Source organism: Streptomyces niveus (genome assembly GCF_001723055.1).
Lineage (GTDB): Bacteria > Actinomycetota > Actinomycetes > Streptomycetales > Streptomycetaceae > Streptomyces > Streptomyces niveus.
This window is the reverse complement of record NZ_MDCR01000108.1, coordinates 1-22,136: the sequence shown is the minus strand read 5'-3', so window position 1 is coordinate 22,136 and position 22,136 is coordinate 1. Positions and strand designations below refer to the sequence as shown.

At 71.7% G+C, this 22,136-nt stretch carries 18 protein-coding genes; 11 read left to right on the top strand and 7 right to left on the bottom strand.

What is annotated here, in order from left to right; translation table 11 throughout:
- On the bottom strand, positions 1 to 280 hold a 280-nt coding region (locus BHU15_RS14500), incomplete at its 3' end, for a GNAT family N-acetyltransferase (protein ID WP_141726822.1).
- A gap of 196 nt (positions 281 to 476) precedes the next feature.
- Between BHU15_RS14500 and BHU15_RS14495 the strand changes: the two genes are divergently transcribed.
- The 7 genes from BHU15_RS14495 to BHU15_RS14465 all read left to right on the top strand — a co-directional run bounded on the left by BHU15_RS14495 (position 477) and on the right by BHU15_RS14465 (position 10,784).
- Positions 477 to 980 carry a molybdopterin-binding protein gene (locus tag BHU15_RS14495; RefSeq protein ID WP_069627572.1) on the top strand — a complete coding sequence of 168 codons (504 nt, stop codon included), beginning with the start codon at positions 477 to 479 and terminating at the stop codon, positions 978 to 980.
- Positions 981 to 1,083: 103 nt separating this feature from the next.
- Positions 1,084 to 1,482 carry a TOBE domain-containing protein gene (locus BHU15_RS14490; RefSeq protein WP_023542009.1) on the top strand — a complete coding sequence of 133 codons (399 nt, stop codon included), beginning with the start codon at positions 1,084 to 1,086 and terminating at the stop codon, positions 1,480 to 1,482.
- A gap of 114 nt (positions 1,483 to 1,596) precedes the next feature.
- Complete coding sequence (modA, locus tag BHU15_RS14485) at positions 1,597 to 2,418, top strand: molybdate ABC transporter substrate-binding protein (RefSeq protein WP_069627571.1); 822 nt, start codon at positions 1,597 to 1,599, stop codon at positions 2,416 to 2,418.
- Between the two features lie 136 nt (positions 2,419 to 2,554).
- Positions 2,555 to 4,531, top strand: coding sequence for an ABC transporter permease (locus BHU15_RS14480; RefSeq protein WP_069627570.1), 1,977 nt, complete (start codon positions 2,555 to 2,557; stop codon positions 4,529 to 4,531).
- Positions 4,532 to 4,581: 50 nt separating this feature from the next.
- Positions 4,582 to 5,415, top strand: coding sequence for an ATP-grasp domain-containing protein (locus BHU15_RS14475; protein WP_069627569.1), 834 nt, complete (start codon positions 4,582 to 4,584; stop codon positions 5,413 to 5,415).
- Positions 5,416 to 6,117: 702 nt separating this feature from the next.
- Positions 6,118 to 8,598: a PQQ-dependent sugar dehydrogenase gene (locus BHU15_RS14470; RefSeq protein ID WP_069627568.1), complete on the top strand. Its 2,481-nt coding sequence runs from the start codon at positions 6,118 to 6,120 to the stop codon at positions 8,596 to 8,598.
- Positions 8,595 to 10,784 carry a glycoside hydrolase family 99 protein gene (locus BHU15_RS14465; protein WP_069627567.1) on the top strand — a complete coding sequence of 730 codons (2,190 nt, stop codon included), beginning with the start codon at positions 8,595 to 8,597 and terminating at the stop codon, positions 10,782 to 10,784. Before BHU15_RS14470 ends, BHU15_RS14465 begins: the two co-directional genes overlap by 4 nt.
- A gap of 107 nt (positions 10,785 to 10,891) precedes the next feature.
- On the opposite strand, the gene BHU15_RS14460 is transcribed toward BHU15_RS14465, so the two are convergent.
- The 3 genes from BHU15_RS14460 to BHU15_RS14450 all read right to left on the bottom strand — a co-directional run bounded on the left by BHU15_RS14460 (position 10,892) and on the right by BHU15_RS14450 (position 14,429).
- Positions 10,892 to 12,343, bottom strand: a complete 1,452-nt coding sequence (locus BHU15_RS14460) for a GAF domain-containing protein (RefSeq protein ID WP_069627575.1) — start codon at positions 12,341 to 12,343, stop codon at positions 10,892 to 10,894.
- A gap of 271 nt (positions 12,344 to 12,614) precedes the next feature.
- On the bottom strand, positions 12,615 to 13,658 hold the full coding sequence (locus tag BHU15_RS14455; RefSeq protein ID WP_069627566.1) for a rod shape-determining protein: 1,044 nt from the start codon (positions 13,656 to 13,658) through the stop codon (positions 12,615 to 12,617).
- Between the two features lie 171 nt (positions 13,659 to 13,829).
- Entirely contained in the window at positions 13,830 to 14,429 is a 600-nt protein-coding gene (locus BHU15_RS14450; RefSeq protein WP_037783994.1) for a hypothetical protein, read from the bottom strand.
- A gap of 121 nt (positions 14,430 to 14,550) precedes the next feature.
- Between BHU15_RS14450 and BHU15_RS14445 the strand changes: the two genes are divergently transcribed.
- Positions 14,551 to 15,303 (top strand): SCO2400 family protein, encoded by a 753-nt coding sequence (locus BHU15_RS14445; RefSeq protein ID WP_079128140.1) that lies wholly within the window; start codon positions 14,551 to 14,553, stop codon positions 15,301 to 15,303.
- A gap of 33 nt (positions 15,304 to 15,336) precedes the next feature.
- On the opposite strand, the gene BHU15_RS14440 is transcribed toward BHU15_RS14445, so the two are convergent.
- A complete protein-coding gene (locus tag BHU15_RS14440; protein WP_069627565.1) occupies positions 15,337 to 15,771 on the bottom strand; it encodes a MarR family winged helix-turn-helix transcriptional regulator in 435 nt (144 codons plus the stop codon).
- Positions 15,772 to 15,866: 95 nt separating this feature from the next.
- Here BHU15_RS14440 and BHU15_RS14435 point away from each other — a divergent pair, with 95 nt between their 5' ends.
- Both BHU15_RS14435 and BHU15_RS14430 read left to right on the top strand, forming a co-directional pair.
- Complete coding sequence (locus tag BHU15_RS14435) at positions 15,867 to 16,886, top strand: NADP-dependent oxidoreductase (protein WP_069627564.1); 1,020 nt, start codon at positions 15,867 to 15,869, stop codon at positions 16,884 to 16,886.
- Between the two features lie 93 nt (positions 16,887 to 16,979).
- Positions 16,980 to 17,408, top strand: a complete 429-nt coding sequence (locus BHU15_RS14430) for an organic hydroperoxide resistance protein (RefSeq protein WP_023542021.1) — start codon at positions 16,980 to 16,982, stop codon at positions 17,406 to 17,408.
- 91 nt (positions 17,409 to 17,499) lie between these two features.
- On the opposite strand, the gene BHU15_RS14425 is transcribed toward BHU15_RS14430, so the two are convergent.
- Complete coding sequence (locus BHU15_RS14425) at positions 17,500 to 20,076, bottom strand: M14 family zinc carboxypeptidase (RefSeq protein ID WP_069627563.1); 2,577 nt, start codon at positions 20,074 to 20,076, stop codon at positions 17,500 to 17,502.
- 175 nt (positions 20,077 to 20,251) lie between these two features.
- Here BHU15_RS14425 and BHU15_RS14420 point away from each other — a divergent pair, with 175 nt between their 5' ends.
- Positions 20,252 to 21,103, top strand: coding sequence for an EI24 domain-containing protein (locus BHU15_RS14420; protein WP_069627562.1), 852 nt, complete (start codon positions 20,252 to 20,254; stop codon positions 21,101 to 21,103).
- A 45-nt stretch (positions 21,104 to 21,148) separates the two neighbouring features.
- Here BHU15_RS14420 and BHU15_RS14415 read toward each other — a convergent pair.
- A partial coding sequence (locus BHU15_RS14415; protein ID WP_255293110.1) for a pyroglutamyl-peptidase I occupies positions 21,149 to 22,136 on the bottom strand: 988 nt, incomplete at its 5' end.

Below are 22,136 nucleotides of genomic sequence, written 5' to 3'. Positions count from 1 at the left end.
CCCGCCCCCGCGCCTCGGGCCCCACCCACACCGACCTCAGCTCGCACACGCCGCCGTCCCCGGGCAGCCCGCTCGCCATCCCCACCGTCCGCCCGTCCAGCGACGCGAGGACGTTGTACGCACCGGGTATCTCCAGGCGCGCCCGCCACCGCTCCTCACCGCCCCGACTCCAGTCCCCGAGAGGGGACTTGAAGGCGTACGGCGCCTCCGCCAGCGCGGCGAGCCGGGCGTCGCGCCACAGGGGCCGGTCGTTCGTCGTGAGTACCCGCAGACACACCATGGCCACCAGTCTGCCGATCCGTCTCACGGCGGGCGCCGTCCGGCGTCGGCGCATTCGCGGTGAACGGGCGACTTCTCCGCTGGCAAAAGCGAGGCAAAGCAGCCATGAGCGCTCGCACTTATGGTTCTGCGGGGCGCGCAGCGGGCATCACCCCGGCGCAGTCGTCATGTGCGCGCCGCTCGAAGGGGGATGTTCGATGGGCCGACTCAGGACGCCACCCGGTGGCCCTCCTTCCGTACGTACCGGGGCCTTCGCCCTGCGCGGCGAGGTGGGGCGGCCCGGCACGCTGACCGTCGCCGATCTGCGGCAGGGGTGGGAGCAGCACCACGCCGACGTGGTCTTCGAGTGCGCGAGCAGCGGGCCCCGGCACCACACGTTCGAGGGGCCCCTGTTGCGCGAGGTCGTCGCCGACGCGCGTCCGGAGTTCGACGTACGGCGCCGGAGGGACCGTTCGCGTTTCCTGCTCGCCGTCACCGGCGGGGACGGGCATCACACGGTCCTGTCCTGGGGCGAGATAGACCCCGACTTCGGCGCCGTGCCCGCGCTGCTCGCCACCACGCTCGACGGTCGGGCGCTGGACCTGGTGGGCAGTCAGCTCGTCGTGCCGACCGACCGCTGCGGGGCGCGTTACATCAGCGCGATCACCAGCGTGTGGGTCGGCGCGCGGCTCGTCCCCGGGCCGGCTCCTGTTCCCGCGTGAGAGGGTGCCGGGGCTTGGGGGTTCCTCCAAGGCGGTGCGCATCTGCTATGGATAATCAACTCAAACCTTGCAGATGCGAGGTTCACGGCCTATCTTTCCGCGCATGCAGTCCTACACAATCGGTCAGGCCGCACGCCTGCTGGGTGTCAGCACCGACACCGCCCGCCGCTGGGCCGACGCCGGCCGCGTCGCGACCCATCGCGACGAGGGCGGCCGACGGCTCATCGACGGCCGCGACCTCGCCGCGTTCTCGATCGAGGTCGGCCAGAGCGGCAACGGCGGCGAGGAGGAGGTCCCGTACACCTCCGCCCGCAACGCGTTCCCCGGCATCGTCACCGCCGTCAAGCTCGGCGACGTCGCGGCCCAGGTCGAGATCCAGGCCGGGCCGCACCGGCTCGTCTCGCTCCTGACCAGGGAGGCCGTGGAGGAGCTGGGCTTCGAGGTCGGCATGCAGGCCACCGCCCGCGTGAAGTCGACCAGCGTGCACATCGACCGCACCTGACCCGTCGGCCGCACCTGATCCGTCCGGCCGCACCTGATCCGTCCGGCCGTTCCGCCCCGCCGTAACTCCACCTGTCCGCCTTCGAGTTCAGCTTTCCAGGGAGTTCCCACCCTCATGTCCTTCACCCTCAGCACCGCCATACGACGCGCCGCGGCCACCGCGTTCACCGCGGCCCTGCTCGTCCCCCTGACCGCGTGCGGCGGCGACGACAGCGACGCCGACGACACCGGGGCCAAGGCCACCGAATCGTCCACCGCCACCGGCGCGCCGAAGGCCGACCTCACCGTGCTCGCCGCCTCCTCGCTCACCGACGTCTTCGAGACGGCGGGCGCCGCGTACGAGAAGCAGAACCCCGGCACCAAGGTGACCTTCTCCTTCGCCGGCTCGCAGGAACTCGCCGCACAGGTCCAGCAGGGCGCCCCCGCCGACGCGTTGGTCACCGCCGACACCAAGACCATGGACGGTCTGAAGGGCGAGACCGGCACCCCGACCGTCATCGCCAAGAACCGGCTTGTCATCGCCACCGGCGAGGGCAACCCGGAAAAGATCGAGAATCTCAAGGATCTCGCCGACACCAAGCTCAAGGTCGTCCTCGCGGCGCCCGAGGTCCCGGTCGGCCGCTACAGCGAGCAGGTGCTGGAGGCGCAGAAGATCGACGTGAAGCCGGTCTCCGAGGAGCCGAACGTCCGCGCCGTCCTCAGCAAGGTCGAACTCGGCGAGGCGGACGCCGGAATCGTCTACAAGACGGACGCCGCCACCGCCACGGACAAGGTCGACGCGATCGAGATCCCCGACGCGCAGAACGCGGTCGCCGAGTACCCGGCCGCCACGCTCAAGACGTCCGAGCACACCGAGGCGGCAGCCGCGTTCGTCGCGTGGCTCAGCACCCCCGAGGCGCAGAAGCTCCTCCAGGACGCGGGCTTCCAGCAGCCGTGACCCACGTCGACCCGCCCGTGTGAGACGGCGGGCGGGCGGCCACGCGCCGCCCGTCCGTCCGCCCGCTCGCCCCCGCCCGTCCGTCCGTCAGCTCGCGGCGGGACACCAGGACACGCGCCACCATCGCAGGAGCCCGATGAGCCGTCTCAGCCCGACCCGCCGGGCCCGGGGCCGTACCCGCCCCCGTACGCCCCTCGCGCTCGCCGTCCCCGCGCTGCTCGCCGTCGCCTTTCTGCTGCTGCCGCTCATCGGGATCCTCGCCCGCACCTCCTGGGGCGACATCGGTACGCATCTGACCAGCCCCGGAGTGGTCGAGGCGCTGGAGCTCTCCCTCCTCGTCTCCTTCTGGGCGCTCGCGCTCTCCCTGGTCCTCGGGGTGCCGCTGGCCTGGCTGCTGGCGCGCGTCGACTTCCCCGGCAAGGCGTTCGTACGGTCCCTGGTCCTGCTGCCGATGGTGCTGCCGCCCACCGTCGGCGGCGTCGCGCTGCTCCTGGCGTTCGGGCGGCGCGGGCTGCTCGGCCCCTGGCTGGAGGACACGTTCGGCATCACCCTGCCGTTCCACACCTCGGGCGCGGTCGTGGCGGCGACGTTCGTCGCCATGCCGTTCCTCGTCATCAGCCTGGAAGGCGCGCTCGGCGGACTGCGTCCCCGTTACGAGGAGACCGCCGCGTCCCTCGGCGCCTCGCCGGTACGGGTGTTCGCCACCGTCACCCTTCCGATGGTCGCCCCCGGACTGTTCGCCGGGGCCGCCCTGACCTGGGCGCGGGCGCTGGGCGAGTTCGGCGCGACCATCACCTTCGCGGGCAATATGCCCGGCACCACCCAGACGCTGCCGCTCCAGGTGTATCTGCTCCTCCAGAACTCGCCGGAGGCCGCGACATCCGTGTCGCTGCTGCTCCTCGTCATCGCCATGGGCGTGCTGATCGTGCTGCGCGGGCGCTGGACGGGCACCCCGCGCGACAGCGAGGACGCGACCAACAGGCGCCGGAACCAAGCCACTTCACCGGACGACGACACGGAGGCGGACGGAGCGGCCGTCGATCTCGGCAAGGAGGGCGCGGGGACGACCGTCGAGGAACGCTGGGCGCTGCACGCCGACGTCACCGGCTTCACCCGCCTGGTCCTCGACGCCGAGCCCGGCACCACCATCGCCGTCGTGGGCCCCAACGGAGCCGGCAAGACCACCCTCCTGCGCGCCCTCCTCGGACTGACCCCGCGCGCCCACGCCGAGCTGCGCCTCGGCGCGCTCGACGTCACCGCGCTCCCGCCGCACCGCCGGGGCGTCGCCTGGGTGCCCCAGGACGGTGCGCTGTTCCCGCACCTGAGCGCCCTGAGCAACACCGCGTACGGGCTCCGCGCCCAGGGCGTCGGCCGCGCCGAGGCCCGCCGGAGCGCCCAACTGTGGCTCGACCGGCTCGGGGTGGGCCACCTCGCGCACCGCAGGCCCGCCCAGGTGTCCGGCGGGCAGGCCCAACGCGTGGCGCTGGCACGGGCGTTGGCGACGAACCCCCGGCTGCTGCTCCTCGACGAGCCGCTGGCCGCGCTCGACCAGACCACCCGCGCGCGGGTACGGCACACCCTGCGCGGCCACCTCGAACGATTCGGCGGGGTCTGTCTGATGGTCACTCACGACCCGGTGGAGGCCGTGTCGTTGGCCGATCGCGTCCTCGTCCTGGACGAGGGCCGCGTCGTCCAGGACGCGCCGCCCGCCGACGTCACCCGCCGCCCCCGCTCGCCGTGGGTGGCCCGCATGCTCGGGCGCAACGCCTGGCCCGGCACCGCGACCGCCGACGGCCTCGCGCTCACCGACGGCGGTCTGCTCGTCGTCGCCGACCCGCCGCCCCCGGGCACCCGCGCGCTGGCGATCATCGCGCCGGAGGCCGTGTCCGTGCACCGCGACCGGCCGAGCGGCAGCCCCCGTAACGTCTGGCCCGGCACCGTACGCGAGATCACCTCCAGCGGCAGCCGGCTGCGTGTACTGATCACCTCCGAGCAGGCACCCGACCTCGTGGCCGAGATCACCCCGCAGGCCGCCGTCGAACTCGGGCTGGCCGACGGGGTGCCGGTCTGGACGAGTGTGAAGGCGACGGAGGCGACCGTGGTGGCGGGGTGACTTCGGCCCCCGCGTAGCCTGCGGACATCCCCGTCACTCTCAGGAGCACCATGTCCGCCGCCGCACCGCCCCGCGTCCTCTACGTCACCGACCTCGCCTACGAGGCGAAGGGCCGCCGCTACTGCGACGAGGACATCCTGTTCTCCTCCCGGCTGCGGCGGGACTTCACCGTCGCCACCTGCCACCCGGCCGACGCCGCCCGCCTCATGGGCGCGTTCGACGGAGTCGTCGTACGCAACAGCGGGCCCGTCATCCACTACCGGGAGCGGTACGACGCGTTCCGCGAGCGGGCGCTGGCCGACGGCGTGCGCGTCTACAACCCGCTGAACGGGCGCGGCGACATGGCGGGCAAGCAGTATCTGGTGGAGCTGAGCGCCGCCGGGCTGCCCGTCATCCCGACCGTCGACCGGGCCGAGGACCTGGGGCGGCTGCCGGACGCGGACGAGTACGTCGTCAAGCCCAAGGACGGGGCGGACTCCATCGGCATGCGGTTCGTGCCGCGCGAGGAGCTGGCGGGCCTCACCGGGCTGGGGGACTCGCTCGTGCAGCCGCGCATCCCCTTCCTGTACGAGGTCTCCTTCTACTTCGTCGACCACGACTTCCAGTACGCGCTGCACGCACCCGACCCGGAGCGGCGGTGGGAACTCGTACCGTACGAGGCCAGGGCCGTGGATCTCGACTTCGCCGGTAAGTTCATCGACTGGAACACTCTCGACCACGGCATCCAGCGCGTCGACGCGTGCCGGGCGCCGGACGGGGAGCTGCTGCTCGTGGAGCTGGAGGATCTGAATCCGTACCTGTCGCTGGGACTGCTGGACGAGACGACCCGTGACGCGTTCATCGCGCGCACGGTCGTCTCGCTGCGTGAGCTGCTGAGCAGCTGAGCCGACCCCGCCGCCGCCCGAACCGGGCCCGAGACCCGCTCAGGGGCCCGGCGGGCGGTACTCGTTGTCCAGCAGGGAGTCCATCCCCCCGCGCAGCCTGCCGATGAAGTCCTCGAACCGCCGCAGCTCCTCGGGCGTGAGCCGCGACATCTCCGCGCACGGCGGGGGTCGCGGACGCCGCGCGTGAGGCGATGACGAGCGGGCCGGCGATCTCCGCCCACGTCTGTGCCGCGCTGCTCGTGCCGGCACTCGCGGCCACCGTGTTCGTCGCGCCGCGGGACGCGTCGCGTTGCCGGGACGTTTCCCGTAACCCCGGCGAATTTGTTCAGTCACACAACAGTGTCCGAAACGTGGGCAGTTGCCGGTGCCGTACGCCGCGAGATCGTCCCGAGAACACGGCAGGCCAAGGCCGGTCTACGCGGGGCGAGTTCGGTCTCGCGCGCGTACGGAGGAGGGTGCCTGGGCAGCCGGATTCAATTTTGACACGACCTTGACAAATTAATTCGGCGTTGCCAGCATGCAACTCGCCCGGACTACGGAGATGGCCTCCGGGCCAACACACGGCATCCTCCAGAACCCCCCACACCGAACCCCCCGCACCGCATCACCGCATCACCGCACCGCCCCCACCGCTCGGCAGCAAAGCGCGACGGCGCGCGCCTTGCCTGACACACCCCACCTCTGGTCAGGAAGGAATTCTCGATGTCACGACGCCCACCAGCGTGGTCCAGAATCTTCGCGGCGCTCGCCCTCGTACTCTCGGCGGGTCTCACCGCCGCCCCCGCCGCCGTGGCCCACCCCGGTCACCCGGAACACGAGGCCGCCGAGATCCCGGCAGCCGACTACCAGCAGGTGCAACTCGCCCTCGGCGGTGCCGAGCTGGGCGAGGCCATGTCGCTGGCCGTCCTGCCCGACCGCTCGGTCGTGCACACCGCGAGGGACGGAACGGTCCGCCTCACGGACGCCGCCGGCAACACCAAGACGTCGGGCAAGCTCGATGTCTACACGCACGACGAGGAAGGTCTCCAGGGAGTCGCGGCGGACCCGGACTTCGCGACCAACCGCTACCTCTACCTCTACTACTCGCCCAAGCTCGACACACCCGGCGGCGACGCCCCGGTCACCGGCAGCGCGGCCGACTTCGAGCCGTGGAAGGGGCATCTGAACCTGTCCCGGTTCACGCTCAAGGCCGACGGCACCCTCGACACCGCGAGCGAGAAGGTCGTGCTGGAGGTTCCCAACGACCGTGGCCAGTGCTGCCACGTCGGCGGTGACATCGACTTCGACGCGCAGGGCAACCTCTATCTGACGACGGGCGACGACACGAACCCGTTCGAGTCGGCCGGTTACTCGCCGATCGACGAACGCGCCAACCGCAACCCGCAGTTCGACGCCCAGCGCTCCTCGGGCAACACCAACGACCTGCGCGGCAAGGTGCTCCGTATCAAGCCCACGGCCGACGGCGGCTACACCGTCCCGTCCGGAAACCTCTTCGCCCCCGGTACGGCGCAGACGCGCCCCGAGATCTACGCGATGGGCTTCCGCAACCCGTTCCGGATGTCCGTCGACAAGGCCACCGGCATCGTCTACCTCGGCGACTACGGCCCCGACTCCGGCTCCACGAGCGCCGATCGCGGCCCCAGCGGCCAGGTCGAGTTCAACCGCATCACCGGGGCCGGCAACTACGGCTGGCCGTACTGCACCGGCACCAACACCCCCACCGAGACCTACGGCGAGTGGGCGTTCCCGGACGGACCCTCCGCCGGCAAGTACGACTGCGCGGGCGGCGCCACCAACAACTCCCTTCACAACACCGGCCAGAGCAAGCTCCCGCCGGCCAAGGCCGCCTGGATCCGCTACTCCGGCGACGCGGGCTCCCCGCCCGAGTTCGGCAGCGGCTCCGAGTCGCCCATGGGCGGGCCCGTCTACAACTACGACGCGGGCCTCGACTCCGCCGTGAAGTTCCCCGAGTCGCTCGACGGCCGCTTCTTCGCCGGTGAGTACGGCCGCAAGTGGATCAAGGCCATCGAGGTCAAGGCCGACGGTTCCCCCGGCGTCATCGAGAACTTCCCCTGGACCGGCACCCAGGTCATGGACCAGGCCTTCGGCCCCGACGGCGCGCTGTACGTCCTCGACTACGGCACCGGCTCCAACAACCAGGCGCTGTACCGCGTCGAGTATCTGGCCGGCAGCAACCGCAGCCCGGTCGCCAAGGCCGCCGCCGACAAGACGTCGGGACCGACCCCGCTCGCCGTCGCCTTCTCCTCCGCGGGAAGCGCCGACCCCGAGGGCGGAGCGCTCAGCTACGCCTGGGACTTCGGTGACGGTACGAAGTCCACCGAGGCCAACCCGAGCCACACCTACACCGAGGCCGGTACGTTCCGGCCGACCCTCACGGTCACCGACCCCGAGGGCCTGACCGGCTCGGCCAGCCTCGTCGTCACCGCCGGCAACAGCGCGCCCACCGTCACCCTGAACACCCCTGCCGACGGCGAGCTGTTCTCCTGGGGCGACAGCGTCCCGTTCACCGTGACGGCCAGTGACCCCGAGGACGGCACCGTCGACTGCGCCAAGGTCAAGGTGACGTATCTGCTGGGCCACGACGAGCACCGGCACCAGATCACCTCGAAGAACGGCTGCTCCGGCACCATCGACGTCCCCGTCGACGGTGAGCACGACACCGCCGCCAACATCTACGGGGTCTTCGACGCCGAGTACACGGACGAGGGCGGTCTGACCACCCACAGCGACAGCATCCTCCAGCCCCGGCACCGGCAGGGCGAGCACTTCGGCGCCATGTCCGGCATCGAGGTCGCGAACCACGGCAACGCCGAGGGCGGTGCCACGGTCGGCTTCACCGACAACGGCGACTGGGTCTCCTTCAAGCCGTACGCGGTGGACAACGCGACCAGCGTCTCGGCGCGCGTCGCGTCCGGCGGCGTCGGCGGCACGCTCGAAGTACGGGCGGGATCCGCGACCGGCACGCTGCTCAGCACGCTGACGGTGGCCCCGACCGGCGGCTGGGAGAACTTCGTCGACGTCACCGGGAACATCACCAACGCCCCCGCCGGGAGCACCGAGTTGTTCCTCGTCTTCAAGGGCGCGACCGGCCAGGGCAACCTCTTCGACCTGGACGCCTTCACCTTCTCGACCGGCGCCGCGGCCAAAGGAGCTGACCGATGAGACGTGACATCGCCCGCCGTATGCGACATCTGTCCTGTGTGCTGGCCGTCGCGCTCGGTGCCGCGTTCCTGGCGCCCGGCGGGGCGTCGGCGGACGCCGCGGCCGACCCGTACGACGTCCTCGTCTTCTCCAAGACGGCCGGATTCAGGCACGATTCGATCCCCGTCGGCATCCAGACGATCCAAGCCCTGGGCGCGGACAACGAGTTCAGCGTGACCGCGACCGAGGACAGCGGCGCCTTCACCACGGCCAACCTCGCCAACTACGAGGCGGTGGTCTTCCTCAGCACCACCGGCGACGTACTCAACGGCGCGCAGCAGACGGCGCTGAAGTCGTACGTCGACGGGGGCGGCGGCTACGTCGGCGTCCACGCGGCGGCCGACACCGAGTACGACTGGCCCGAGTACGAGGGCCTGGTCGGTGCCTGGTTCAAGAGCCACCCCGCGATCCAGCAGGCGACGGTCGAGACCGAGGACCGCGGCCACCCCGCCACCTCGCACCTGAACCCGACCTGGTCCAGGACCGACGAGTGGTACAACTACCGCACCAACCCCCGGGACAGCGTCCACGTCCTGCAGAGCCTGGACGAATCCACCTACAGCGGTGGGGAGATGGGCGGCGACCACCCGATCACCTGGTGCGACGAGCAGGCCGCGGGCCGGTCGTTCTACACCGGGCTCGGCCACACCCAGGAGTCGTACGCCGATCCCGCCTTCCGCCAGGTCCTGCTCGGCGGCATCCAGTACGCGGCCGGCGCCGTCGACGCCGACTGCTCGCCGGACGACGGCGGGAACCCGGGTCCGGGCACGGGGACGGTCGAGGGGGAGTCGTACACCTCCGGCTCGGGCGTGGAGCGCGCGAACCACGGCTCGGCCAGCGGCGGCCAGACCCTCGGTCATATCGAGAACGGTGACTGGGCCGGGTACTCCCACGTCGACACCGCCGGTGCCACCACCTTCACCGCCGACGTCTCGTCGGCGGGCGCGGGCGGCACCGTCGAGATCCGCAGCGGCTCGGCCACCGGCACGCTGCTCGGGTCGGTCGACGTCGCCCCGACGGGCAGTTGGGACACCTTCACCGAGGTGTCCACGACACTGACCGCGACCGGCACGGGCGCGCTGTTCCTGCGCTTCACCGGGGGAGCGGGCGCGCTCTTCGACATCGACAGCTTCACGCTGTCCGGCGCGGCCGAGGAGCCCAAGGCCGAGGGCTCGTCGAACGTGCACCTCTTCTACTACCCCTGGTACGGCAACCCCGACACGTACGGCAGTTGGCGGCACTGGCAGCAGGGCGGGCAGAACCCGCCCGAGGACGTCGGCGCCGACCTCTACCCCAAGCTGGGCGCGTACGACTCCGGCGACTTCACCGGTGCCGTCGAACAGCACATGGAGTGGATCAAGCAGTCCGGCGCGAACGTGCTGGTCTACAGCTGGTGGGGCCAGGGCAGTTACGAGGACGGCCTGGTCGACGGTGTGATGGACGCGGCCCAGCGCCACGGCATCAAGGTCGCCTGGCACCTGGAGCCGTACAGCGGCCGGACCGGCGCGTCCACGGTGGACGACATCAACTACATCAACGCCAACTACGGTGACCACCCGGCGTACTTCCGGGACGCGGCGCGCAACGACAGCAACGCGTTCTACGTCTTCCAGAGCCTCGACGTGCCCGACTGGTCGGCCCTGGACCAGGTCACGGACAACAACATCGTCCTGGCCCAGACCACCGACACCTCGAAGATCGCGCACTTCAACGGTCTCTACACCTACGACGGCATCGCCGGCGCCACCGCGCCCGGCTGGAAGAACGCCGGGGACTACGCGGCGGCCAACGATCTGGTCTGGGCGCCGTCGGTGGCCCCCGGCTACATCGACGACCGCGCCGTGCCCGGCAACACCACGCCCACCCTGGGCAGGGACAACGGCGCCGCGTACGACAAGCAGTGGAACAACGCGCTGGACCCGGCCATCGGCGGATCGCCCACCTGGGTCTCCGTCACCTCCTTCAACGAATGGCACGAGGGAAGCTCGATCGAACCCGCGTCGGGCAACCCGCCCGCCGGGCACGGCTACCAGACCTTCTCGGGCGCGTACGGGAAGACCGGGGCCGAGGCCGAGACCGCGTATCTCGACCGGACGCGGCACTGGGTGGACCAGTTCGAGGCGGCGCGAGCGGCCAGGCTGCGGTGAGAGCGGCCCGCGCCGGGTGACACCTCACCCCCGGTGCGGGCGATGAAGCAGCGGGCCCGGTACGGCGAACCTGCCGTACCGGGCCCTCTGTTGTGAGCCGGGCGACGCTACAGCTCGGCCTCCCAGACCACCGAGCCGTCGTCGTCTCCTTCACCGTCGTCGGAGACCGAGACCACCAGCCGCACGCCGTCCAGGCCACCCGGCAGCCGTGCGGTCGCGTCGACCTCCACCTCGATCGACGTCACCCCGGTCCGCCGGTGCGCGGCGGCCAGCGCACCGCGCAGCGCGGCCAGCAGTCCGGTGTGCAGTTCATCCCGTACGAGGGTGTCCACCGCCCCGGTGAAGTGCACGGACGGCTGGAACCCGAGGAGGACGGCCGCGCCCGCCGTCTCGCGCAGCACCTTGCCGCGCAGGCCCGTCGGGGCGTCGGCGGGCGGCTGCTGGAGGGCGAAGATCGTGGTCCGCACCTCCTGGATGGTGGAGTCCAGCTCGTCCACGGCGTGGCCGAGCAGATCGGCCAACTCCCCCTCGCCGGTGCGCCGCCGGGTCGACTCCAGCATCATCTCGGTGGCGAACAGCCGCTGCACGACCAGATCGTGCAGGTCACGGGCGATCCGGTCACGGTCCTCGAAGACCGCGAGCCGCTCCCGGTTGTGCTGCGCGTCGGCCAGCACCAGCGCGAGCGCGGCCTGCGAGGCGAACTGCGTGGCCAGCATGCGGTCGACGGGGGTGTACGGGCGTCCGCCGCGCTTGCGCGGCAGGGCGAGCGTCCCGATCAGCCGGCCCCCGCTCTGGAGCGGCAGCATCATGCTGGGCCCGAAACGGCTGCGTACATGGGTGGTCATCCGGGGGTCGGTGGACGAGTCGTCGATGTACACCGGCTCGCCGCCGAGGAGTTGGACGAGAACGGGCGAGCCGGGCGCGATGCTCGTACCGACGATGTCGCCGGGGTCGTCCAGCGCGGAGGCGGCGACGATCTCCATGCCGCCCTCGTCGGTGGGCTGGAGCACCACGCCGGCGGCGGCGCCGGCCAGGATCCGCGCGGCCTTCGCGAGCGTGTTCAGCGCGTCAGCGGCGCTCTCGCCGGAGAGGAGCGCGGTCGTGACGGCGGCGGCGCCCTCGATCCACCGCTCACGCTGGCGGGCGGTCCCGTACAGGCGGGCGTTGCCGATCGCGATCCCCGCCTGCGAGGCGAGCACGCGCAACAGGGCCAAGTCCTCCTCGGTGAAGGGCCCGTGCCGCTTCCGCGCCAGACAGAGATGGCCGAGCACGTCGTTGTTGACGCGGACGGGAACACCGAGGCTGAGGGTGCTGCCGGGGTGCCCGAGGAGCCCGGTGTGCCCGGTGGGAAGCCGGGTGATCCGTCGCCGCTCGTCCTCACTGAGCCCGACGGAGAACAACTCGGCGATCCGGCTCCGCCCCCGCCCGTGCGCGGGCCCGGCGAGCGCGAGCGCCCCGTAACGCGCCTCGGTGAGATCGGCGGCGCTGTCGACGACATGCTGCAGGGTCGAAGCCAACTCGACCTCGCTCCCCACGTTGAGCACGGCGTCGAGCAGCATGGGCAGCCGGGGGGTACGGGCGGGGCCCGCCGGGGGACCGGGAGAGCCGGCGTCGCTCGGCTGGCCCTGGCGGTCGCCCGGGCCCGGCGGCCCCGGGGAGTCGGGCGCGTCGGCCCCGTTCCGGCCGGCCGGTCCGTCCGGGGCCTCGGGCCGGTGGCTCCGCCTGTTCGAGGCCTGCGGCCCGTCGGGCTCGCCCCGGCCGGCCGGGCGGGCCCCGTGCGGGCCCCCGGCCCCGGGTCCGGGGCTCCCCGTGTCCCCGCCCGTCGTCATGTCACTCGGCGTGTGCCAGCGGGTTGAGTACCAGCGGCTGGATCTTGCCGTCCAGCATCGCGCCGAGGCCGAGGATCGCGCAGACGTCCGGGCGTTCGGCGATGTGTACCGGCATGCCCGTCGCGTCGCGGAGCATCTGGTCGAGGCCGGGCAGCAGCGCGCTGCCGCCGACCATCATGATTCCCGTGTCGGCGAGGTCCGCCACCAGGTCCGGCGGGCAGTCGCGCAGGACCTTGCCGATGCCGTCGAGCACCGCGGTGAGCGGTGTGTGGATGGCCTGCCGTACGGCGGCGGTGTCCACGAACACCGACCGGGCCAGCCCCGTCGCCACGTCACGGCCGTGGATCTCCGTCGAGGTGGGCCCGTCCGAGGTGATCCCGTTGCCGCGCAGCGCCAGCTGGAGCGGCCGGACGGACTGGCTCGGCAGCATCAACTCGTGCTGGTGGCGCAGATGCTGGATCACCGCGTGGTCGATGGCGTTGCCGCCGACCGGGACCCGCTGGGCCGTCACGATCGAACCGAGCGACAACACCGCGACCTGCGTCGTCGCCGCCCCGCACACCATGATCATGGTGGCCGTCGGCTTCTCCACGGGCAGCCCGCAGCCCACGGCCGCGGCGATGAGCGTGTCGACCAGCTCGACCCGGCGGGCGCCGAGGCCGACCAGCGTCTCGACCGCCGCCCGCTGCGCCAGCGGGTCGCTGTCGTGCGGGGTGCACGCGGCGGCCCGCAGCCGGGGCTTGCGGCGCAACTGGCGGCGGAGCTTCTCGCCGAGGAGGTGGCGGAGCATCCGCTGCGCCATGTCGATGTCCACGACGGTGCCGCCGGTCACGGGGCGGGCGACACGGATGTAGTCCGGCGTACGGCCCGTCATCTGTTCGGCCAGGGCGCCGACGGCGATGAGCGCACCGGTCCGGGTGTTCACTGCGGCGACGCTCGGCTCGTCCACGACGAGCCCGGATCCCTTCACAAAGACCCGGGTCCTGGCGGCCCCGAGGTCGACGGCGACATGGCAACGGCGCAACTGCTCAAGGCTGACGGTCACGGCGGGTTCTTCTCCCGGAGCGCTGAGGCGGATCACCGGCGGGCGGCCGGTTCTCTTCGCATCGTGGGCGCCACAGAGGCGGTGCGCGCGCTGGGATGCGCCGGTCGGGCTACGTGAACAGGGAGCTGACGCCGGACCAGCGACGCGCGCCCCGACTACGGCGCGCCCCGACTACGCGCCCGGCGCCGGCTGCCAGCGCTGGAGCAGCCCCCAGGTGAACTCCGCGACGCACGGCCCCGTCCCCGCCACCTCGAACGCGAGCCCCCAGCGCGTCGGCGCCGTCCCCTCCATCGGTCTGGCCGGGGCGAACGCGCGGGCGACCTCGTCGACCGTGCAGGACCACGGCCGCAGATCGTCCGCCGTACGCAGCTCGGGACCCGCCTCGCCCGGCGCCCGCACCAGCCACTCGTTCCACACACCGCCGCCCGGCGCCGCCGTCACCTCGAAGCGGAGCGTGGGCCACAGCGGTACGGGCCACAACAGCACCTCGCACGCCAGATCGCCGACCTGCCGGGGGAACGTCGTCTCCGGCGGCCCCAGCACCGAGCGGTAGCGCGACAGCGTGCCACGGGCGCGGGGCGAGCGGACCATCGCCTGCCAGCGCCGGTTGGCCTCCCGCATCTCGGCGAGCGAAGCGCCCATCTCACGCCGGGCGTCCTCGACCAACTCGCTCTGGTGGTCGGCCATTCGGCGCAGCAGCACGAGCTGGAAGTCGCGTGGTCCGAAAGGGTGGGAGGTTCCACCGGCTCCGGCTGATGTCGTGGCATTCATATCGACATCGTGCACCTTCGGGGCAGGTCGGGCGGCGGATTGGCGGAAGGGCTGATTCCGCACAAGATCTTCACACGACCGGTGCCCGCATCGTGGTTGGCCGGATTATCTTCAGGTCGCCATGGACTACTGCCATCACTGCCAGCGGCACCTCAACGGCGCCCTGGCGTGCGCGGGGTGCGGTACGCCTGCCGAGGAGCTACGGCTCCACGACCCCGCCCCGTACGAGGCGGAGGTGGTCCTCGCCACGCGCGAACACAGCCAGGAGCCCGTCCGGGGCCCGCGCCGTCAACGCGGCTCCCGCAAGCGCAAGGTCTCCCGCCGGGAGCGCCGCGAGATGCGCGCCGAACGCGGTGTCCACCGGCGCAAGGGCCGCACCGTCCTGCTCACCGTGATGGGTCTCGTCCTGGCGGTCGGCGCGCTCAGCCTGGCCGAGCTGGCACTGGAGTCGTCGGGCGACAACGGGGACGCCACCTCCGTACAGGAGGACCGGGCGATAGAGCTCGACGGCGGCCCGCCCCCGAGCGGCCCGAAGAAGCCCGAGGATCCCGGCCCCGTGACCGGCACCCCCTCCAAGTCCGCCGGCTCCGCGCGACCCGGCGGGGACGGCTCGCCCGATCCCTCGGCGTCGGGAACGGGCGCGGGATCCGGGTCGGGCGACGACGAGGAGCCTGCGGCACCGACCGACTCGGCCGAGCCGAGCGACGACCCGGACCCCGGCGACTCGCCCGACCCCACGGACTCCACCGGCCCCACCGGTCAGCCGAGCGCGCCGAACCAGCCGCCCCCGCCGTCGTCGAGGCCCACGGCTTCTCCGACCCCGACGCCGACTGCTACAGAGGACGACTGCGTCCTGATCTTCTTCTGCTTCTGAGGCGTCCAAGGGCGGGCGGGCGGTCGCTGCCGGTCACTGCCCGGCGTCGGCCCCCAGCATCCGCCGCAGCAGATCCCGCAGCACCGTCCGCTCGGCCGCCGAGAGATCCGCCAGCGGTTCGCGCGCGAAGTTCAGCCCGTCCCGCAGCTGCCGCGCCGTGCTCCGCCCCTGCTCCGTGGGCGCCGCCAGCTTGACGCGCCGGTCGGCGGGGTCGGGGCGGCGCTCCACCAGGCCGCGCGACTCCAGCCGGTCCACGATCCCCGTGACGTTCGACGGCTCGCATTTCAGTTTCTGGGCGATCCGGCGCATGGGCATGGGCTGGATGGAGAGCAGTCCCAGTACGCGGGCCTGCGCGCCGGTCAGGGAGTGCTCCGCGGCGGCGCGGTCGTACTCCTCGTAGTAGCGGGCCACGACCGTGCCGATGAGTTCGACGACTTCGAGGGTCAAGGGGTCCGTGTGCTCAGCCATGCGGACCAGCGTACCCGTTTACTTGACAACATGAAATATCCAGAGGCATGGTTGTTTCAGAAGGTGAAGCTTTTAATCGAGGAGGCACCGCACCCATGACCGCTCTTCCCGCGTCCGGCCGCGAATGGCATCTCGTCGCCCGTCCGCACGGCTGGCCGAAGGCCGAGGACTTCGCCCTGCGCGAGGTCCCGGTGGCCGAGCCCGGCGAGGGCAGGATCCTCGTCCGTAACAAGCACTTCTCGGTCGACCCGTACATGCGCGGCCGGATGAACGACGTGAAGTCGTACACCCCGCCCTTCAAGCTCGACCACCCCATGGACGGCGCCGCCGTCGGTGAGGTCGTCGCCTCGGACGCCGAGGGCTTCGCGGTCGGCGACCAGGTGCTGCACGGACTCGGCTGGCGGGAGTACGCGCGGGTGCCTGCCCAGTACGCGGTCAAGGTCGACGCCTCGCTCGCCCCGCTCAGCGCCTACCTCGGCGTCCTCGGCATGACCGGCCTCACCGCCTACGCCGGGCTCTTCGAGACCGCCTCCTTCAAGGAGGGCGACGCCGTGTTCGTCTCCGGTGCCGCGGGCGCCGTCGGCAGCCAGGTGGGCCAACTCGCCCGGATCAAGGGCGCGTCGAGGGTCATCGGCTCGGCGGGATCCGACGACAAGGTCAAGCTTCTTACGGAGGAGTACGGCTTCGACGCCGCCTTCAACTACAAGACCGGCGGCTCGATCAAGGAACAGCTCAAGCAGGCCGCGCCCGACGGCATCGACGTCTACTTCGACAACGTCGGCGGCGAGCACCTCGAAGCGGCGCTCTCCTCCTTCAACCTGCACGGCCGCGCCACCATCTGCGGCATGATCTCGCAGTACAACAGCACCGAGGCCACCCCCGCCCCGCGCAATCTCGCCGTGATTATCGGCAAGCGGCTGCGCCTCCAGGGCATGCTCGTCAACGACCACAAGGCGCTTCAGCCGCAGTTCGTCAAGGACGTGGCCGGCTGGCTCGCCTCCGGTGAGCTGAAGTACCGGGAGACCTTCGTGGAAGGCATCGAGAACGGCTACGACGCCTTCGTCGGACTGCTCCGCGGCGAGAACACCGGAAAGATGATCGTCACACTCAACTGACCCACGGCGACCGCCCTCAGCCGTTAGGCTCGTCCCAGGCCGTCGCGGTCCGTGGGCGCGAGCCGCGGCGTACAAGAAGAAGGACACCCCCGAATGACCATCCAGAAGATCGACAGCCTCTACACCGCCGTCGCCACCGCGGAGAACGGCCGTGACGGCCGCGTCTCCTCGGACGACGGCCAGCTCGACGTCACCGTCAACCCGCCCAAGTCGATGGGCGGCAGCGGCGCCGGCACCAACCCGGAGCAGCTCTTCGCCGCCGGTTACAGCGCCTGCTTCCAGGGCGCGCTCGGCGTCGTCGCCCGCCGCGAGAAGGCCGACATCTCCGGCTCGACCGTGACCGCCAGGGTCAGCATCGGCAAGACCGAGGCCGGCGGCTTCGGACTGGAGGTCGAACTGGAGGCGTCCATCCCGAACGTGGACGCGGCCACCGCGAAGGACCTGCTGGAGAAGGCGCACCAGGTGTGCCCGTACTCCAACGCCACGCGCGGCAACATCAAGGTCGAGCTGTCCGTCGTCTGACCGGCCGCACGACCGCCCCGTACAGCCCCGTACGCAGCTGAAGGGCCGCACCCCACGAGCGGGTGCGGCCCTTCACCTGTCAACGGGCCTGCTAGGGAAGCCGGTTCAGCAGCGCCCGGCCCACCTGGGCGAACGAGCCCTTCGGGTGGTCACGGAAGAGCGGCTCGGTCCCGAACAGCGTGACCGGCGCACCGGCCGCCGACGTACCGCTCACGATCGCCGCCTGTCCGGCCGCGTTCTGCGGACCGCCGGTGCCGTCCTCGTTGGCGCGCCAGTGGCCCGACACGAGCGGGTTGCCGCCGCCGTACGACTGCTCCGTACGCACGCCCTTGCCGAGCGCGGTGTACCAGATCGGCGAGTAGACGAACGCGTGCGGCTGCGTGCCGCCGGTGACCGGTCCGGGTGTGTTGAGCACCCGCACCACGCCGTTGGCGTTCCCGTTGCCCCGCACCGGCGTCGCGTCGAGCAGCGCGGCCTCGGCGTTGAACGCCGCACCGCCGGAGCCCAGCGCCACCACCGGGGCGCCCCCGGCGAGGAACGCGCCGAGCGCGGCACGGGCCGTCTCGTTCAGGCCCTTGTGGCTCAGCCCCGTCGACACGTACAGCGCGTCGGCCTTCGACCAGTCGAAGCCCGCGTTCGCCGTCGCCGTCGAGACGGGCAGCACCTCGAAGCCCATCTCGCGCAGCGCGAACAGCTCACCCGAGTTGACCGCCGCCGCGACCGTCGTACGGCGCAGCGCCGCGACGCCCTTGTCCTTCGTCGAGGTGAAGACGACGCCGTACCGGTCCGCCAGGATCTCGGCCTTCTTACGGGCCGACGACGGCACGATCGCCGCGCCGTCCGCCGTCCTGCGCACCTGTACGCCCTGCGCCAGCAGGGAGTTGACGGCGGCGAACTCCTTCGGGTCGTCCAGCCGCAGCTTGAGATCGCCGCTGCGGGCCACCGACCCGACGGGAGAGGCCGCGTTCACCTCGCGCCCTACGAGGTTCAGGCCCCCGCGCTGGACCTTGGTGACGTTCGCGCCCCACAGCAGCCCGAGGCTCCAGCCCGAGATGTCGTACATCGACGACACGTCGGCGCTGATGTCGCGCCCCTCGTCCAGGATGACGTTGGCGATACCGCGCTTGGCCTGCTCCATGTCGACCACGTACGAACCGGCCGGGTAGCTGCGGCCCGCCAGCGTGAAGCTCTTACGGGCCTGTTCGACCTTCACGTCGTTCGCGATGAGGTGGTCGACCAGCCGGGCGGCGGCCGGGGCGGACCGCTGGCCGCTGCCCGCCGGGATCACGTACGCGCGCGGGAAGTCCGTCGTGTAGATGTCCTCCGGACCGATGCCGGGCACACCGGGCACCGTCTCCTCGGAGATGACCCGCTGCTTCTCGCCCGCGACACCGCGCCGGAACGTCTCGATCTGGTCGGCGATCAGCGTCTTGCGGTTGTCCAGCGCGAAGTCGAGCGTGGCGCGCATCGCGGCGCCCGCGACATCCGTGTTGATCTTGGACCTGCGGCGCAGCTCCTCGACGGGGAGGTTGTTGTAGTCGTTGTTGTTGACCCGCATCGGGATCTCGATGGTGTGCGAGGCGACCGTGCCCTGGAACGCCATGTACTGCGGCGTGAAGATCGGCGGCCAGTCGTCCCAGCCCTCCTCCTGGTCCCGGAAGGGGATCACGGGAGGCTGAACGCCGTCCTTCTCGGCGGTGTAGCCGAGGTCGTTGACGGCCTCCTCCATACCGAGGGCGTTGGCGTAGGAGTTCTTGAGGAACAGGTCGTACTCGTAGTTCTCGCCGTGCGGCGGCGTCGTCGGCTCGATGAGCGTGCCGTTGACGTACCCGTGCAGATCGAGCATGACCGCGGGCTGCTTGTCGACGGCTATCTGCCGGATCGCGCGCGCCTCCGGCTGCGAGGCGGTGATGAAGTCACGGTTGAGGTCGATGCCGTTGCCGTTGGCGCGGGTTCCGGCGATCCGGCCGTCCGGGTTGGCCGTGACGTTGAGGATGATCCGGCTCGTGGACAGCAGCTTCTTCGTGCGGCTGTCCTTGGCCTTCGCCAGCTCCTCGATGAGCTTCAGGGCCGCGTCGGTGCCCTCCCACTCGTTGCCGTGGATGTTGTTGTTGATGAAGACCGGAGTCTTGTAACTCTCCTTGATCTTCTTGTCCTTGGCGGCCGACGCGGGGGAGTCCTCGATGCGTGCGCGCATCCGCTCCTGCTCGGCGGCCTCCTTCGCGCTCTCCGGGGCCGTGACCGTGACGAGGTACAGGTCGTGCCCGCCGGCGGAGCGGCCCGTGACCTCGACGCTGACCCGGTCGCCCAGCTCCTGGAGGGCGTTGAGGCGCGGGGCGAGCGCGTGGTACGGCGCCAGGCCCAGCTTGATGGCCTTGTCGGCCGGGTTCTCGGGCAGCGTGGGGAGGACGTTACGGCGCGGATAGCCGCCGTCCTTGCGCAGACCGGGGGAGGTCGTGCCCACCGAGGAGAGCGCGGCGGCGCCGGCCGACGGCAGCGCGGGCGAGGCCACGCGGCTGTCCGTGGTGCCGCCGTCACGTACCGGGTGCGACGAACGGCCGCCGTCGGCGCGGTCGGCGCCGGGAGCGGCCGTCGCGGGCAGCGGCGAGAGCATCAGCGCCGCGGTGGCGGTGGCGGTGGCGAGCAGGACGGGTCTGGGTATCGCCATGCGGTGGTACCTCCGGGGCGTGCGAGGGCGATCGTTCGGTTCAATACGCAGGTAATACCGGTTGTACGGGTCAACAACAAGAGGTGTTCGCACTCTCGTTCGTCCCACGCGCCTCATGGAACCCGGCGGGAACCGCCCCGAAACAGCCGTGGAACACGCCCGATAGGGTGGCCGTATGCGTGATCTCGGTGTGGGCTTCGGCTACTTGGTGAAGGGCCAGCGCTGGGTCGGCGCGCATGGCAGATGGTTCGGCTTCGGACTGCTGCCGGGCCTCGTGACGCTCGTGCTGTACGCGGCGGCGCTCATCGGCCTGAGCTACGGCGCCGACGACCTGATCTCCTGGGCGACACCGTTCGCCGACGACTGGTCGTCGCCGTGGCAGGGGCTGTTCCGCGGCTTCCTCACCGCGCTGCTCTTCGCGCTCGTGCTGTTCGTCGCCGTGATCGCCTTCACCGCCGTGACCCTGCTGGTCGGACAGCCCTTCTACGAATCGCTCTCCGAGGCCGTGGACCGGTCGGAGGGCGGCGACGTCCCCGAGTCGGGTCTCCCGCTCCTGCGCGAGCTGTGGATCTCGGCGCGCGACAGTCTGCGGATCCTGGGGCGGGTGGTGCTGTACGGCGTCCTGCTCTTCGCCCTCGGATTCATCCCCGTCGTCGGCCAGACCGTCGTCCCCGTGCTCGGCTTCTGCGTGTCCGGCTTCTTCCTCACGGAGGAGCTGACGGCGGTCGCGCTCCAGCGCCGCGGCATCGAACTGACGCAGCGCCTCCCGCTGTTGCGCCGCCGCAGGCTGCTCACGCTGGGCTTCGGGGTCCCGCTGACCCTCGCCTTCCTGGTGCCGTTCGTCGCGGTGTTCCTGATGCCGGGCGCGGTGGCGGGAGCGACGCTGATGGCCCGCGACCTGACGGGTGCGGGAGCCGGTGCGAGTGCCGGTTCCGGTGACGCCGAACCGGGTTCCGGCCCGGCCGGGCGTACGGTCCCGGCGCCCGGCGGCCCGGCCCCCGCGGCGGACGTCCCGCGCGACTGGTGAACGCGGCCGTCGCCCGGGCCCGGCCGACCGGGCCCGGCGTCCCGCCTACGACTCCTCGGCCGCCACCCGCACGATCGTCCGCAACTGCTCCGTGATGTCGAGCCTGTTCTGTACGAAGACCGGATCCGACACCGTCCCCGTCGCCGGGTCGGTGTTGCCCGGCCCGAACTGGAGCACCGGCGTGTGGACATGGCCGCCCGGGATGTCGAGCCCGAGCCGGTCGCGCAGCAGCGTCGCCCGGTAGGCGATCTCGTTCGACAGATAGTCCCCGCCGCCACCGGCCCGGGCCGCCGAGCCAGGCGTCGGTCCGGCAGGCCGTACGACAGGGGCCGTGCCGCCCGCCGGGATCTCGGTGACCGAGGTGTTGTCGTACACCGGGAAGCGCCCCGTACCGGCCGCCGCGATGGCCGTGTACGGCAGCGTCGTGGTCGTCCACTGCGGCTGGGTGGCCGGGTCCTTCACCGGTACGAGCCCGGTCTCGGACACGTTCTCGTTGTCGCCGAAGCCGCCGCGCCAGGCCCCGTTGTACCGCTCGACGTCGATCCGCCCCACCCGTCCCTGACTGACCGTCACGAACAGATCGGCACGCGGCAGCGCACGGCGCAGGGCGCGTTCGACCGTACCGTCGGCGAAGTCGCCCCAGCGGACGGGGAACACGGCGGTCTCGACGCGCGCCGGCCCGTCGGCCGTACGGATCACCGTGCCGTCCAGCGCGAGCGCGAGCGCCCCGGACGGGTTGCTGATCCGGATGTCCCGGTCCAGCGTGAACGGGTCGAAGCCGGTGACCACGATCCGCTTGAGGCCCTTCGCCCTGTCACCGGCGCCGCCGCCCGTCATCGAGTCCTGCCCGCGCGACGCGCTCTCCAGCCGCTCCAGCAGCCGGGTGCCCGCCGCCTCGGAGAGCCCCGACTCGGCGTGCCACGCCCGCAGTTCACGGGTCATGGCCAGCCGCGCCCAGTACAGCGGCCGGTCGTCGTCCCGGCTCAGCTCCCCGCCCGCCGGACCCCGCCCCTGCGCGCGGTCCACCGCGCGC

Coding starts and splice junctions, on each gene's coding strand:
- BHU15_RS14495 (WP_069627572.1), top strand. CDS start 477: ATGGGCCGACTCAGGACGCCACCCGGTGGCCCTCCTTCCGTACGTACC.
- BHU15_RS14490 (WP_023542009.1), top strand. CDS start 1,084: ATGCAGTCCTACACAATCGGTCAGGCCGCACGCCTGCTGGGTGTCAGC.
- modA (WP_069627571.1), top strand. CDS start 1,597: ATGTCCTTCACCCTCAGCACCGCCATACGACGCGCCGCGGCCACCGCG.
- BHU15_RS14480 (WP_069627570.1), top strand. CDS start 2,555: ATGAGCCGTCTCAGCCCGACCCGCCGGGCCCGGGGCCGTACCCGCCCC.
- BHU15_RS14475 (WP_069627569.1), top strand. CDS start 4,582: ATGTCCGCCGCCGCACCGCCCCGCGTCCTCTACGTCACCGACCTCGCC.
- BHU15_RS14470 (WP_069627568.1), top strand. CDS start 6,118: ATGTCACGACGCCCACCAGCGTGGTCCAGAATCTTCGCGGCGCTCGCC.
- BHU15_RS14465 (WP_069627567.1), top strand. CDS start 8,595: ATGAGACGTGACATCGCCCGCCGTATGCGACATCTGTCCTGTGTGCTG.
- BHU15_RS14460 (WP_069627575.1), bottom strand. CDS start 12,343: ATGCTGCTCGACGCCGTGCTCAACGTGGGGAGCGAGGTCGAGTTGGCT.
- BHU15_RS14450 (WP_037783994.1), bottom strand. CDS start 14,429: ATGAATGCCACGACATCAGCCGGAGCCGGTGGAACCTCCCACCCTTTC.
- BHU15_RS14445 (WP_079128140.1), top strand. CDS start 14,551: ATGGACTACTGCCATCACTGCCAGCGGCACCTCAACGGCGCCCTGGCG.
- BHU15_RS14440 (WP_069627565.1), bottom strand. CDS start 15,771: ATGGCTGAGCACACGGACCCCTTGACCCTCGAAGTCGTCGAACTCATC.
- BHU15_RS14435 (WP_069627564.1), top strand. CDS start 15,867: ATGACCGCTCTTCCCGCGTCCGGCCGCGAATGGCATCTCGTCGCCCGT.
- BHU15_RS14430 (WP_023542021.1), top strand. CDS start 16,980: ATGACCATCCAGAAGATCGACAGCCTCTACACCGCCGTCGCCACCGCG.
- BHU15_RS14425 (WP_069627563.1), bottom strand. CDS start 20,076: ATGGCGATACCCAGACCCGTCCTGCTCGCCACCGCCACCGCCACCGCG.
- BHU15_RS14420 (WP_069627562.1), top strand. CDS start 20,252: ATGCGTGATCTCGGTGTGGGCTTCGGCTACTTGGTGAAGGGCCAGCGC.